This window comes from Micromonospora sp. NBC_00389, assembly GCF_036059255.1.
Taxonomy (GTDB): Bacteria; Actinomycetota; Actinomycetes; order Mycobacteriales; family Micromonosporaceae; genus Micromonospora.
Map to the genome: position 1 here is coordinate 5,265,082 of NZ_CP107947.1, position 12,176 is coordinate 5,277,257.

General features: G+C 72.0%; 14 protein-coding genes. 10 read left to right on the forward strand and 4 right to left on the reverse strand.

Going from position 1 to position 12,176, the window contains the following annotated elements:
* Nucleotides 1-118: 118 nt before the first annotated feature.
* Both OG470_RS24850 and OG470_RS24855 read left to right on the forward strand, forming a co-directional pair.
* Nucleotides 119-481 (forward strand): ArsR/SmtB family transcription factor, encoded by a 363-nt coding sequence (locus OG470_RS24850; RefSeq protein ID WP_328415932.1) that lies wholly within the window; start codon nt 119-121, stop codon nt 479-481.
* Nucleotides 478-960 (forward strand): SRPBCC family protein, encoded by a 483-nt coding sequence (locus tag OG470_RS24855; protein WP_328415933.1) that lies wholly within the window; start codon nt 478-480, stop codon nt 958-960. Before OG470_RS24850 ends, OG470_RS24855 begins: the two co-directional genes overlap by 4 nt.
* Nucleotides 961-983: 23 nt before the next feature.
* On the opposite strand, the gene OG470_RS24860 is transcribed toward OG470_RS24855, so the two are convergent.
* Nucleotides 984-4,277, reverse strand: a complete 3,294-nt coding sequence (locus OG470_RS24860) for a BTAD domain-containing putative transcriptional regulator (protein WP_328415934.1) — start codon at nt 4,275-4,277, stop codon at nt 984-986.
* Between the two features lie 196 nt (nt 4,278-4,473).
* Between OG470_RS24860 and OG470_RS24865 the strand changes: the two genes are divergently transcribed.
* The 4 genes from OG470_RS24865 to OG470_RS24880 all read left to right on the forward strand — a co-directional run bounded on the left by OG470_RS24865 (nt 4,474) and on the right by OG470_RS24880 (nt 8,365).
* Nucleotides 4,474-5,757, forward strand: a complete 1,284-nt coding sequence (locus OG470_RS24865; RefSeq protein ID WP_328415936.1) for an SGNH/GDSL hydrolase family protein — start codon at nt 4,474-4,476, stop codon at nt 5,755-5,757.
* A 160-nt stretch (nt 5,758-5,917) separates the two neighbouring features.
* On the forward strand, nt 5,918-6,520 hold the full coding sequence (locus tag OG470_RS24870) for a dihydrofolate reductase family protein (protein WP_328415938.1): 603 nt from the start codon (nt 5,918-5,920) through the stop codon (nt 6,518-6,520).
* Between the two features lie 106 nt (nt 6,521-6,626).
* A complete protein-coding gene (locus OG470_RS24875) occupies nt 6,627-7,388 on the forward strand; it encodes a maleylpyruvate isomerase family mycothiol-dependent enzyme (RefSeq protein ID WP_328415940.1) in 762 nt (253 codons plus the stop codon).
* Nucleotides 7,389-7,492: 104 nt separating this feature from the next.
* Nucleotides 7,493-8,365 (forward strand): hypothetical protein, encoded by an 873-nt coding sequence (locus tag OG470_RS24880; protein ID WP_328415941.1) that lies wholly within the window; start codon nt 7,493-7,495, stop codon nt 8,363-8,365.
* Nucleotides 8,366-8,466: 101 nt separating this feature from the next.
* On the opposite strand, the gene OG470_RS24885 is transcribed toward OG470_RS24880, so the two are convergent.
* From OG470_RS24885 to OG470_RS24895, 3 genes are read right to left on the reverse strand one after another with little or no spacing between them, the layout of a single operon-like run.
* Nucleotides 8,467-9,159 (reverse strand): GNAT family N-acetyltransferase, encoded by a 693-nt coding sequence (locus tag OG470_RS24885; protein WP_328415943.1) that lies wholly within the window; start codon nt 9,157-9,159, stop codon nt 8,467-8,469.
* Nucleotides 9,152-9,361 carry a DUF397 domain-containing protein gene (locus OG470_RS24890; RefSeq protein ID WP_328415945.1) on the reverse strand — a complete coding sequence of 70 codons (210 nt, stop codon included), beginning with the start codon at nt 9,359-9,361 and terminating at the stop codon, nt 9,152-9,154. The genes OG470_RS24885 and OG470_RS24890 overlap by 8 nt, the downstream gene beginning before the upstream one ends.
* Nucleotides 9,354-10,241: a helix-turn-helix domain-containing protein gene (locus OG470_RS24895; protein WP_442931211.1), complete on the reverse strand. Its 888-nt coding sequence runs from the start codon at nt 10,239-10,241 to the stop codon at nt 9,354-9,356. The genes OG470_RS24890 and OG470_RS24895 overlap by 8 nt, the downstream gene beginning before the upstream one ends.
* Nucleotides 10,242-10,411: 170 nt before the next feature.
* Here OG470_RS24895 and OG470_RS24900 point away from each other — a divergent pair, with 170 nt between their 5' ends.
* From OG470_RS24900 to OG470_RS24915, 4 genes are all read left to right on the forward strand, one after another.
* Nucleotides 10,412-10,642, forward strand: coding sequence for a DivIVA domain-containing protein (locus OG470_RS24900; protein ID WP_328415948.1), 231 nt, complete (start codon nt 10,412-10,414; stop codon nt 10,640-10,642).
* Complete coding sequence (locus OG470_RS24905) at nt 10,639-10,893, forward strand: hypothetical protein (RefSeq protein ID WP_328415950.1); 255 nt, start codon at nt 10,639-10,641, stop codon at nt 10,891-10,893. The genes OG470_RS24900 and OG470_RS24905 overlap by 4 nt, the downstream gene beginning before the upstream one ends.
* A gap of 94 nt (nt 10,894-10,987) precedes the next feature.
* Nucleotides 10,988-11,542 carry a hypothetical protein gene (locus OG470_RS24910; RefSeq protein ID WP_328415952.1) on the forward strand — a complete coding sequence of 185 codons (555 nt, stop codon included), beginning with the start codon at nt 10,988-10,990 and terminating at the stop codon, nt 11,540-11,542.
* Between the two features lie 72 nt (nt 11,543-11,614).
* A complete protein-coding gene (locus OG470_RS24915) occupies nt 11,615-12,169 on the forward strand; it encodes a dihydrofolate reductase family protein (protein ID WP_328415953.1) in 555 nt (184 codons plus the stop codon).
* The last annotated feature ends 7 nt before the right edge of the window (nt 12,170-12,176 follow it).

Genomic DNA, 12,176 nt, shown 5'->3' on the forward strand with positions numbered 1-12,176 from the left:
CGATCTCCTGCGAACTGCCGAGCGGCGGGCCTCGATGGATCTTCGGTGGCCGGCGGCTGGCCGCGGCGTCATCACTTAGGGCTTGACCTAAGTGATGTGCGACGGCATAGTTAGGCACATGGCTAAGCATGTGCGGGAGGGGAGCGGCCCGATCGACGCCGCTCTGGACGGCGTGTTCCACGCGCTGTCCGACCCCACCCGCCGCCAGGTCGTCGAGCGCCTCGGCCAGGGGCCGGCCACGACCAGCGACCTGGCTCGCCCGTTTGACATGGCACTGCCGTCGTTCACCCAGCACCTGAACGTTCTTGAGCGCTCCGGCCTGGTGACGTCGGAAAAGAAGGGCCGGGTGCGCACCTACCGGCTCGCGCCCCAGCCGCTCGAACGCCTCGACACCTGGCTCGCCGTGCAGCGCGCGCGGTGGACCCGGCGGCTCGACCAACTCGATTCGCTTCTCTACGACCTGAAGGAGCAGCAGCAATGACCGTCTACACCGTGAACCCGGAGCTCGACCTCGTCCTGGAGCGGACCGTCGATGTGGCGCCCGAGCTGGTCTGGCGGGCCTGGACCACCCCCGAGCTGCTCATGCAGTGGTTCACGCCGAAGCCCTGGTCGACCATCGCCTGCGAGATCGACCTGCAGCCCGGTGGCAGGTTCGACACCACGATGCGCTCGCCGGAGGGCGAGGAGTACCCGAGCAGCGGCTGCATCCTGGTGGCGGAGGAGGGCAGGACGCTGGTCTTCACCTCCGGCCTCGGCCCCGGTTTCCGCCCGCAGATCTCCGCGGACGGCTTCCCGTTCACCGCGGTCGTCCGGATGGAGCCGGCGGGTGCCGGCACGAGGTACACCGCCATCGCGATCCACGCCGACGCGTCGGCGAAGAAGTCGCACGAGGAGATGGGCTTCCACGAGGGCTGGGGCGCTGCGCTGGACCAGCTGGTCGACCTCATGAAGTCCCACTGATTGGCGCACGCCGCCGCGAAGGCCTAGAGGCGTAGGGCTGCCGGCCCCGACCGGTGCACGAGGTCGCGGATCTCCTCGCTCGACAGCCGCCGCCCCTGCTCGTGGGCGGCGGCGAAGTCGTCGTCACCCAGCCTCGCGCGGGCCGTCGCGGTTGCCCGCTCGACGTCGGCCCGGTCGGCCGGCGTCAACGCCAGTGCCGTCGCCTCACGCGCTGCCGCAGCCGCACCGAGCAGCCGGGCAGCGTCCTGTGGGCGGTCGCCACCGGCACCGGCAGCGGCCAGGCCGACCAGGACCTGCGCCAGGTCCTGGTCGGCACCGAGTTCCCGGGCGACATCGGCGGCACGCAGGTGCCAGGCCGTTGCCGTCGTCAGGTCGCCACGCAGCTCGGCCACGTACCCCAGCTCGACCAGGACCCCGGTCAGGTACAGGGGCCGCCCTGGCCCGTCCTGCTGCCGCTCGGCGGCTTCCAACAGATTCCGCAGGTGGGCTTCCGCGGTGTCGAGGCTGCCCTCCCGCCGCGCCACGGCGGCGAGACACAGCTCCGCGAACACGATGCCGAGCGGTGAACCCTGCTCGGTGGCCAGCCGCAGCCCACGCCCGCAGAGCTGCCGCGCCGCCGGGTAGTCCCCCCGCTGCAGCGCCACCCAGCCGAGCCAACAGAGCTGGCCGGACATCTCGAACCAGAGCCCGAGGTCCTCCGCGACGCGCAGCCCTTCCCGGTACAGCTGGCTCGCCCGCTCGTAGTCGCCGGACATGGCCGCCTGGGCGCCGAGCCACTCCGTGACCTGCAACAGCCCCCACCGGTCGCCGAGCCGACGGAACTGCGCCGCGCTCTCCGCCCCGTCCTGCGCCACCGCCACCGCATCTCCCCGGATGTGCGCGTGCTTGGTCCGCAGGCTCAGCGTGGCGGCCACCCCCCACTCGTCTCGCAGCAGTCGCACGTCGGCCAGGACGCGGTCGAGCAGGGCACCGGTGTCCGCCACCGCACCGAGGTCGATCTCCGAGTAGGCGAGGAACCACTCAGCCCGGGCTCGGCCGTGCGGGTCGTCGACCTCCTCGTACCGCTGGATGGCCGCGCGGTGGCGCGCCGGCCAGTCCGCTACGTCGCCCGACAGGAGCGAGAAGCCCAGGTGCCAGGCCGTGGCCCGGGCGGCCTGGGCGGCGGTGGCGCCGGCCGGCGGGCAGCCCAGTGCTGCCCCGAGCCAGCGTCTGGCCTCGGCGAACCGGCCCCGCAGAAACCAGTACCAGCTCAGCGCATTGGCCAGTCGCAGCGCGAGGTCGCCGTCATGCTGGCGCACCGCCGCGTCCAGCGCCCCGCGCAGATTGGCGGATTCGGCGTCGAGTCGCCGCAGCCACCGTCGTTGGCCATGGCCGTGCAGCTCGTCGTGCGCCTGCTCGGCCAGATCGGCGTGGTAGCGGTGGGCCCGTTCGCGGATGTGGCGCAGCTCGCCGGCGGCGTCCATCTGGCCCAGGCCGTAGGCGGCGACGGATTCCAGCAGCCGATAGTGCGGGACGCCGTCGCGTGGCGCGACGACGACCAGCGACTGGTCGACGAGGCGGGCCAGCAGATCCGCGACGCTCGCGGCGGGCACGCCGTCGGGCGCGCAGACCGCTTGCACCGCGTCGATCCGACCGCCGTCGGCGTACGCGGCCAGCCGCCGCAACACCACCCGTTCCGGCTCGCTGAGCAGCTGCCAGCTCCAGTCCAGCATCGCCAGCAGCGTCCGTTGCCGAGGCGGTACGCCCCGGTGCCGGGCGCTCAGCAGCCGGAACCTGTCGTCGAGCCCGCCGACCAGGCCGGTCACGCCCAGCCCGCGGACCTGGGTGGCGGCCAGTTCGAGTGCCAGCGGGATCCCGTCCAGCCGACGACACAGGGTGGCGACAGCCACCGCGTTCTGCGCACCGAGCACGAATCCACGGTCCGCCGAAGTCGCCCGGGCGACGAAGAGCCGGACCGCACCGGACCGCTCCAGGGCGGCCAGGTCCGTTCCGACGGCGGGATCGGGCACCGGCAGCGGTGGGACGGCCCAGACCACCTCCCCGGCCAGGCCGAGGGGCTCCCGGCTGGTCGCCAGCACGTGCAGCCCCGGTGCCGCCCGCAGCAGCAGGGCGGTCAGCTCCGCGACCGGGTCCACCAGGTGCTCGCAGTTGTCCAGGACCAGCAGCAGCCGTCGGTCGCTCAGGACGCGGGTGAGGCGGTCGACCGACGTGACCGGTGCGCCCGGCTCGGCGGCGTCCCGCACGTCGAGCACGGCCAGCACCAGGTCGGCCAGCGTGTCCAGCGTCTCCGGCGCGTCGGACCGGTCCAGGCCAGCCAGCTCGACGAACGACGCGCCGTCCGGGTACGTCGGCGTCCGGGCGCGGGCGACCTCCACGGCGAGCCGGGTCTTGCCGACCCCGCCAATGCCGGTGAGGGTGACCAGACGGTTGTGCTCCAGCGCCAGCCCCAGCTCGTCGACCGCGTCCTCGCGGCCGATCAGCTCGGTCAGCGCGGCCGGCAGGTTCGTTCGCACCGTGGCGGGCGGCGCCGCCACCGGGATGACCGACCCGGCCGGTGCGGGCGGCGCGGACAGCTCCGGATCGTGGGTGAGGATGGCCCGGTGCAGCGCCCCGACCTCCGGGCCCGGATCCAACCCCAGCTCGTCACGGAGCTGGACGCGCAGCTCCTCGTAGCTGCTCAACGCCTCGAACTGCCGCCCGGCCCGGTACAGGGCGAGCATGTGGAGCGCGCGTGCGCGTTCCCGCAGTGGCTGCCGGGCCAGTAGGTCGCCGAGTTCACCGGCGGCCACGGCGTGCTCGCCCAGCGCCAGTCGGGCTTCGAGGCAGTCCTCCGTGGCGACGAGCCGTTGCTCCTCCAGGGCGGCCGCCGCGGCCCGGATGAACGGCTCGTCCTGGAAGTCGGCGAAGGCCGGCCCCCGCCACAGCGCCAGTGCCGTCGAGAACAGCGCGACCCTGGACCGGACATCCTGCTCGCTGCGAGCCTGCGACACGAGCTGGTGGAAGTGGCCAGCGTCCACCTCGTCGCGATCGACCAGGATCCGGTAGCCGGGCGGCGGTGATCGCACCAGCTCCCGACCTCCGGACTCGGCGTCCGCCAGCACCCGGCGCAACTGCGAGACCTTGGCGGACAGGGCGCCGGCGGCGTTTGCTGGCGGAGCGTCGCCCCACAGGTAGTCGACGAGCCGATCCGCTGGCACCGGCTGCCCCTCGTGCAGCAGCAATGCGGAGAGCAGGGCCCGGACCTTCAGCCCCGGGACGGCGACCACGGCGCCGCCTGCGGTCCACACCGTCAACGGGCCCAGCACCCCGAACCGCATGGCGGCCAGGATACGGCCTCTGAGCTGCGCCGAGGGTACCGGCGCGCGGTCCATGATCCCCGGCCCTGCTCGCACTGCGGCAGGTCACCGTAAAGAAACCGTAAAGCCCACCGCGCAGGGTGGACGCACACCGGCCGACCGCCCCGATCCGGGCACCCCGGTTGGATCATCCGCCCACTCCCGAAGGGACATTCCCGTGTCGTCGTCGCCACGCCGCCTCCTCACCGCACTCGTTGCCCTGTTCCTGCTGGTACCCGCCATCCCTGCCGGCGTCGCGACCGCCTCGGAGCCCGCCCAGCGCCACGCCACCGCCGGCTGGTCGGCGGCCTGGTCGGCGGCCCACCACCATCCGGTGCCGGGCAACGACTGGGACGGACCGAACTGGTCCGTCCCGGGCTTCACCAACCAGTCGGTACGACAGGTGGTCCGGGTCAGCGCCGCCGGTTCCCTGCTACGGATCCGGCTGTCCAACCGGTACGGGAGCCAGCCACTGCGGCTGACCGGTGCCACCGTCGGCCGGCCCACGTCCGGGGCGGCGGTGCAGCTCGGCACGCTGCGTCCGGTCACCTTCGACCGCCGGTTGTCGACCACCCTGGCGGCCGGTACGGAGAAGACGTCCGACCCGGTGCTCCTGCCGGTACGGGCGCTGGAAGCACTGACCGTGACGCTGTACTTCGCCGGACCGACCGGCCCGGCGACCTTCCACCAGAGCGGGCTCACCACCACCTACCGCGCCCCGGGCGACCACCGTTTCGATCCCCACTCCGCCGCCTTCGCCGGTGAGACCAGCCAGTCCTGGTACCACCTTGCCGGAGTCGACGTGGCCGGCTCGCCGCGTACCCGGGGCACGGTGGTGACGTTCGGCGACTCGCAAACCGACGGCTACGGCTCCACTCCCGGCGCCGACAACCGCTACCCGGACCAGTTGGCCGAACGACTGGTCGCCACCGGTCGCCCGCTCGCCGTGGTGAACGCCGGGATCAGCGGGAACAAACTGCTCGCCGACTCGCCCTGTTACGGCGAGCGGGGCGTCAGCCGGTTCCGGCACGACGTACTCGGGCAGCCCGGCGTACGGACGGCGGTCGTCCTGATCGGCATCAACGACATCGGTGCCGGCGGCTACCCTGACTTCGGCTGCGGCGCCTCGCCGGTGGTGACCGCCGGCCAGCTCGTCAACGGCCATCGGGCATTGATCCAGGCCGCCCGGGCACGCGGGGTCACCGTCATCGGCGTCACGATGCCGCCGCTCAAGAACGCGACGGGTTACGACACCCCGGACAAGGAAGCGCTCCGAGACGAGCTGAACCACTGGATCCGGACCAGTGGCGAGTACGACGTGGTCGTCGACCTCGACCGGATCCTCGCCGACCCGGCCGACCCGGACGCCCTGCGCCCGGCGTACGACCACGGCGACCACCTGCACCTCAACGACACCGGGGCGACCGCTGCCGCCGTCGCCGTCGCCGCGCAGATCCGCTGAGCCCGTGTCACCGCACCGAGGGGACCTGGACGCGCGCTGATCGTCGGTTGGACCTGGGCGGAAAAGAATGTCGGGCGGTGTGTCGAGCACCGGGGTGCCGGCTTCGACCACAGGATGAGGGCCGGGTGCGCCGGGCCGACCGAGACCAAGGAGTGGACCGATGACGAAGGTGACGACCGGGGCGACGATGTCGTTGGACGGCTACATCGCGGACCCGTCCCACGGGGGCTTCGAGTACCTGTTCCAGTGGTACGAGAACGGCGACGTCGAGACGCCGACGGCCACCCCCGAACTGACGTTCCGGACCTCCGCCGTGAGCGCGCGACACATCCGCGATCTCACCGAGCGGACCGGAGCGCTGGTCGTCGGTCGACGGCTCTTCGACATGACCAACGGGTGGGGCGGCCGGCATCCGTTGGACGTGCCCGTCGTGGTCGTCACGCACAGCGTGCCGGACGGTTGGGAACCGGAGAACGACTCGTTCGTCTTCGTCACCGACGGCATCGAGAGCGCCATCGAGCGGGCGAAGACGATCGCCGGCGACAAGGAGGTCGGGGTCAACGGCGGCACCATCGCGACCCAGGTCATCCAAGCCGGCCTGCTCGACGAGGTGCACGTCGACCTCGTCCCGGTCCTGCTCGGTGACGGTATCCCGCTCTTCGCCGACCTGAAGATCGCGCCGCTCCAGCTTCACGGGCCGATCAGCGTGGTCGAGGGCACCGGGGTCACCCACCTGGCCTACCGGGTACGCCCGACGGCCTGACCAACTCGGACGGGCGGCCCGGACCGGGCCGCCCGTCTGCCTGTCCCGCCTGGTCCGGGCGGGTGGTGCCCCCTACGAATCCGTACCGTGTGCTGAACTGTCCGGCATGGAGCCTTCCCGATTCCTCGGCTGCCTCACGGACGACTTCGCCCGGCTGCGCGCCGTCGCCTCCATCGACCCCACCGCGGCGGTGCCCAGCTGCCCCGGTTGGAGTGTCGCCGACCTGACCCACCATGTCGGCGAGGTCTACCTCCACAAGACCCTGGCCATTCGCGAGGGTGCCGAGCCCGAGCCGTGGCCGCCCGCGGACCTTGCGGCCGAGGAGCCGATGGCGCTGCTCGACCGGGCGTACGCCGGGCTGCTGGCCGAGTTCGCGGCCCACGAGCCGCAGGACCGGGCTGGCTCCTGGTACGCGCCGGGCCAGACCGTCGGGTTCTGGATCCGACGGATGGCGCAGGAGACGGTCATCCACCGCATCGACGCCGAGTTGGGCGTCGGTGCGCCGGTCGCGCCCGTTCCGGACGACCTCGCCGTTGACGGCATCGACGAGCTGCTCAAAGTGTTCGTGGAGTATTCGGTGGCCGAGTGGGCCAGCGCCTTCAGCGAGATCCTGGCCGACTCGCCGGGCTGGACGTACACGGTGCGCACCGACGGTGGGGCGTGGTCGGTGCGTACCGGGCCGGGGCTGCTCCGCGTGACCGACGGCGCGGCCGACGCCGCCGACGTGACCGTGAGCGGCCCGCCCACGGCATTGCTGCGCTGGCTGTGGGGCCGGGAGTTGGCCGGCGAGACGAGCGGCGTCACCGTCGATGGCCCACCCGAGGCGATGGCCCCGTTGCGCCGCTGCATCGTGACCGCAACCCAGTGAAGACTCGCTGCCCGGAGTGAAGCCGGGTGTGCCGCCGTCGCCATAGAATCGATGATGTTCACTGTTAGCGGCGAGGGCGTCACGGGTGGCTACCCCGGAGGGCGGTGCGGGAGATGGGACCGGACGAGCGGGAAAGGCTGTTCGAGCGGGCGCGGGAGCACTCGACGCGGCAGGACACCTGGGCGGAAGCGGACCGGCTGTGGATTCAGGTCATCGACGCCTACCGGCAGGCCGTGCAGGGTCCGGGTCGGGTGGACCGGCGCGATCAGCAGCAGTTGGCCCGGGCACTGTGGCGGCGCGGGATGCTGCTGTCCGCGCGTGGTCGGGCCGCCGACGGGATGGCCCCCGGCGGTGAGGCGGTCACGCTCTTCGAGCGGGTGAACGACGCGGTGGCAGCCGAGGGTGGAAACGTGGCCGACCCGCCACGGGACGAGGCGCTCGCGGAGCTGATCACCGCGCTGGTGGACCTGGCGGAGGTCGCGTTCGCCGCCGGGCAGCCCACCACGCGGCTGGAGTTGGTGGAGCGGGCTGTGGCGGTGGGGCTGCTCACCGGCTCCCCGCCGTCCGCAGGGCCGCGCACCAGGGAGGCGATGGGCACGGCCTACCACAACCAGGCGACCTCGTTGTTGCACCGGGCCGTCACGCGGCCCGCCTCGGACGACAGCATCCGGGAGGCGGCGCTCGCCGCGTCGCGGGCCTGCGAGCTGCGCCAGGGGCTGCTCGACCCGCTGCGCCCGCTCAGCCTCTGGGAGTTGGCCAACACCTACGGGGTGTACGCGCAGTGCCTGGCGCTGATCCGCGACTTCGACCGCGCCGAGATGGTGCTGGGGCTCGGCATCCGACTGGTGGAGCTGCTGGGGCCGGCCGGCGAGCAGCCCGCCCTGAAGCTGCGCGTGGCGGCCGAGATGGTGGTCCGGGAAAAGGCGACGTCACAAGGCTCGGCCGGCCCGCGTCGCTGGGAGTGGCGGCGGCGTTGACCCCGGTCCCGCTGGTCGACGGGGAGCGGACCGGCGGGGGTGGTCGTGGTCCGGTGAGCGTGATACCTCAGAGTCATATTCATACCTGTGAGGTATCGCGCTCAATCCCGCACGGCGTCCATGCCGGTCCGTGCGCCGGAAGGGGCGACCGCCGCCGCTGGCCCCGCGTCGTCGGCGAAGTCGATCCGCATCACGACCCGCCGCAGGGTGGGGTGGCTGACCTCCTTGAACCCGGCGTCCTCGAAGATCTGCCGCACCCCCACGTGCGCCTCACCCCAGGTGATCTGCTTGCCCGCCTCGGCGAGCATCGGGTACGCCGCCAGTGACCGGGCACCGCGCTCCCGCGCGAAGTCGACCGCGGCGCGGGCCAGGGGATAGGTGAGGCCGCGACCCCGGAAGCCCTTGCGGACCACCAGGCAGGTCACCGCCCAGACCCCGTCGTCGTCCCTGTCCTCGTCGCGGCCGAGCCAGGGAACCCGCTGGTTGCGCAGCTTCGGGTACGCCGTCCGCGGCTCCACCGCCACCCAGCCCGCCGGGTGGTCATCGAGGTACGCGACCAGTCCACTGGTGGTCGGGGCATCCGGCTCGCCACAGCTCGTCTGCTCCCGGAACGACGCGACGCGCCCCTCGGGGGTGGAGGCCCGCCACAGCCAGCCCGGGACCTTGAACCACTGGCACTGGCACCGGCCCGCGTCGGCGCTGCCGAGAATCTCCTGGAGGTCGTCCCACGACGCCTCGTTGGCCGGCACGATCCGGACGTCCCGGTCGGCGACCGGAGCCTGGCGGTCAGCCAATCGAATGCCTTCCCGGGGCGCTGACGGCCACGACGAACGCCGCCCAGGCGTCCGGGGTGAAGGCGAGCGACGGACCGGCGGGGTGCTTGCTGTCGCGCACGGCGACGACGCCGGGAAGGTTGGTGGCGACCTCGACGCAGGCGCCGCCGTTGTCGCCGCTGCGGGTGCTCTTGCGCCAGACGGCGCCGGTCAGGTCAGTCATGCCGTATCTCCCCGGTGATCCTTTTGATCATGTCTTTCGATTCTGCCTCGTGAAGCGAGAGCGAATCCAGCCCTCGCCACACTCGTTCGTAGGCGGCCAACTCGTCGGGCTTGTCGAGGTACAGCGCACCGGTCAGCGACTCGCTGTAGACGACCGATGGTTCCGGCACGGCCCGGCCGCCATTGCCGGGCGGAAAGTCCAGGATCATGAAGGTTCCGGCCACCGCCCCCGGCTGCGGGCCGGCCGCCAGCGGCAGCACGCGGACGGACACGGTCGGCAGCTCGGCCAGCTTCAGGACGTGGTCGAGCTGCGCGGCCATTGTGGTCTGACCGCCGACCGTGCGACGGAGCACCGCCTCGGACAGCACCGCCTCAAGCCGGGGAGCAGCGGGAAGCCGGCGGGTGAGCAACGCCTGCCGCTGTAGCCGCACCTCGACGGCCTGCTCTCGCTCGTCGTCGCTGAGCATCCGTCCCAGGCGGAAGAGAGCATCGGCGTATGCCCGCGTCTGCAAGATCCCGGGGATCAGCGATTCGTCGTACCCCCTCAGGCGGGACGCGGCGGATTCCAGGCCCACGTACAGCTCGAACCAGCTCGGCACCGCGTCGCCGTAGGCGTGCCACCAACCCTTGGACTTCGTCTCGACGGCGAGCCCGCGCATCGCCTCGGTCATCTCCGGCGAGACCCCGTACAGGTCGCACATCGCCTTGACGTCGAGCACCCGGACCGAGCCGGTGCCGCACTCGATGCGCCAGATCTTCTGTCGGCTGTACTCCAACGCCTCCGCGGCGGCGTCGAGCGTCACCCCGGCCTCGTTGCGGTACTGCCGCAGCAGCCGCCCGAGCTGCCGACGCGGCACGGTCGATCCGATGTCCTCGGCCATCCGCACACTCCCTGATTCCATATCGCAACGCTGCGTTACGCGTTCTCGCAACACGTACGCGGTGCAGGAAAGAAAGTCAATGCACAACAGGGAAATTGCGGTGTAGGAAGTTGCGTCTTCGCTGCGCACGGTCACAGGATGACCACAGGCGACCAGGAAGGCGGCCCGACGTGAGTATCCGTCACCAACGACCACACTCGACGTACCCCGGCCTGCTGCCGTGGCAGGTGGGCGAGCGCCGCTTCCCGGCCGCCCGGCTCGGGCGCCGCGGCCTCGACCCCGCCGAGGTGTACGCCTGGCTCGACCGCGTCGCCGTCGACATGGCTGCGCTGCACGCGGCCCTCGCCGAGAGTCGCCGGGAGGTCGCGCGGCTGCGGCTCGCGCAGGGTCGGCGGCGATGAGCCGGCGGTACGTCGTCCACCTGCCGGTCGTCGCCTCCGACCTGGCCGCCGCGCAGCGCCTGGCCCGGATCATCGGCCGCTGGCTGACCCCGCTGCCGATGACGGACCCGGGGGAGACCACGGTGTCCGAGGAAGATCAGCAGTTCCTGCGCCACCGCGTCTTCTGCGACCTCCTGCTGCCCGGCGGCCGCCGCCGCTGCCTGCTCCGTGCCGACCATGACGGCCCCTGCTCGCGTCGCTTGCGTCGCTGAACGTGGTCGCTGACGGGCCGGTCACCGCCGCCTTGGTCAGCCGGCGCCCCGCCGTGACCGCGACCAGCTCCGGCTCAGGCGTTATCCTGCGCCGGTGGAGGTCATGGCGGAGGGCGAGCGGTTGGCCGCCGACCTGGGCCGCTGGCTGGACGACCTGACCTTCGTCGACCTGGACACCGACGAGGTCACCGCGAGGGTGATCGAGTCGGTGGTGCGGTGGGCCGAGGCCCAGGGCTGGCGGGTCTACCGGCGCGCCCCCAGCGTCCTGCCGTTGCCACCGCCGCTGGAGCAGCGGCACTCCGTCCTCGACGTGGCGTGCGCCCGCCCCGACGGCCCGCCGGTGGTGGTCGAGGTCGACCACACCGACCGGGCCCGTACGGTGCAGAAGCTGCGGGCGGAGGCGGATGCCGGCCGCATCCCGATCTGGGTGCGGTGGGGAGTGGGCCGTTTCACCGCGCCGCCACCGCCGGTGCGGATGGTGACCTGCGAGGTGACCCGGCGCGCCGGGCCGGCCGGACGCGGGCGACTGCACAGCCGCACCGGCGACCGCCCCGCGCCAGCGCACTCGGTCGGTGGCGGCACGGCGGCCGCGCAGGCGTTGCCCATCCCGCTGACCGACCCGGTTACGGACGCGGGTAAGGGCACCTGAAGCGAATCGTAAGCGGGACCCGACAGAGTTCTGGGTGTCACCGAGAGCACCACCGACAACCAGGAGATTCCGATGCGCAAGCTCATCAACTCGACCTACATCACCCTCGACGGCGTCATCGAGAACCCCATGTGGACCTCGCCGTACTTCGAAGAGGAGGCCGCCAGCCTCGCCGGCGAACAGACCAACGCAGCGGACGCGATGCTGATGGGCCGGGCCACCTACGACGGCATGTCCGTCGCCTGGCCGAGCATGGACGAGAACGACCCGACCACCGGCGCGGCGTACTTCAACAACGTCAAGAAGTACGTCGCCTCGACCACCCTGACCAACCCCACCTGGAACAACACAGAGGTGCTCCAGGGCGACCTGGTCGAGGCGGTCACCAAGCTCAAGGCCCAGGAGGGCAAGGACATCATCCAGTACGGCTACGGCTCGGTCACCGCGCAGTTGGTCCGGGCGGGCCTGGTGGACGAGGTCCGGTTCTGGATCCACCCCGTGCTGGAGGGCGGCCCCAGCCTGACGACGCCGCTGACGGACATCAAGGCGTCGTTCGAGCTGGTCGACACCCGGGTGCACAAGAACGGCGTGATCATCGCCTCGTACCGGCCGAAGACGGCCAGCTGACCACCGA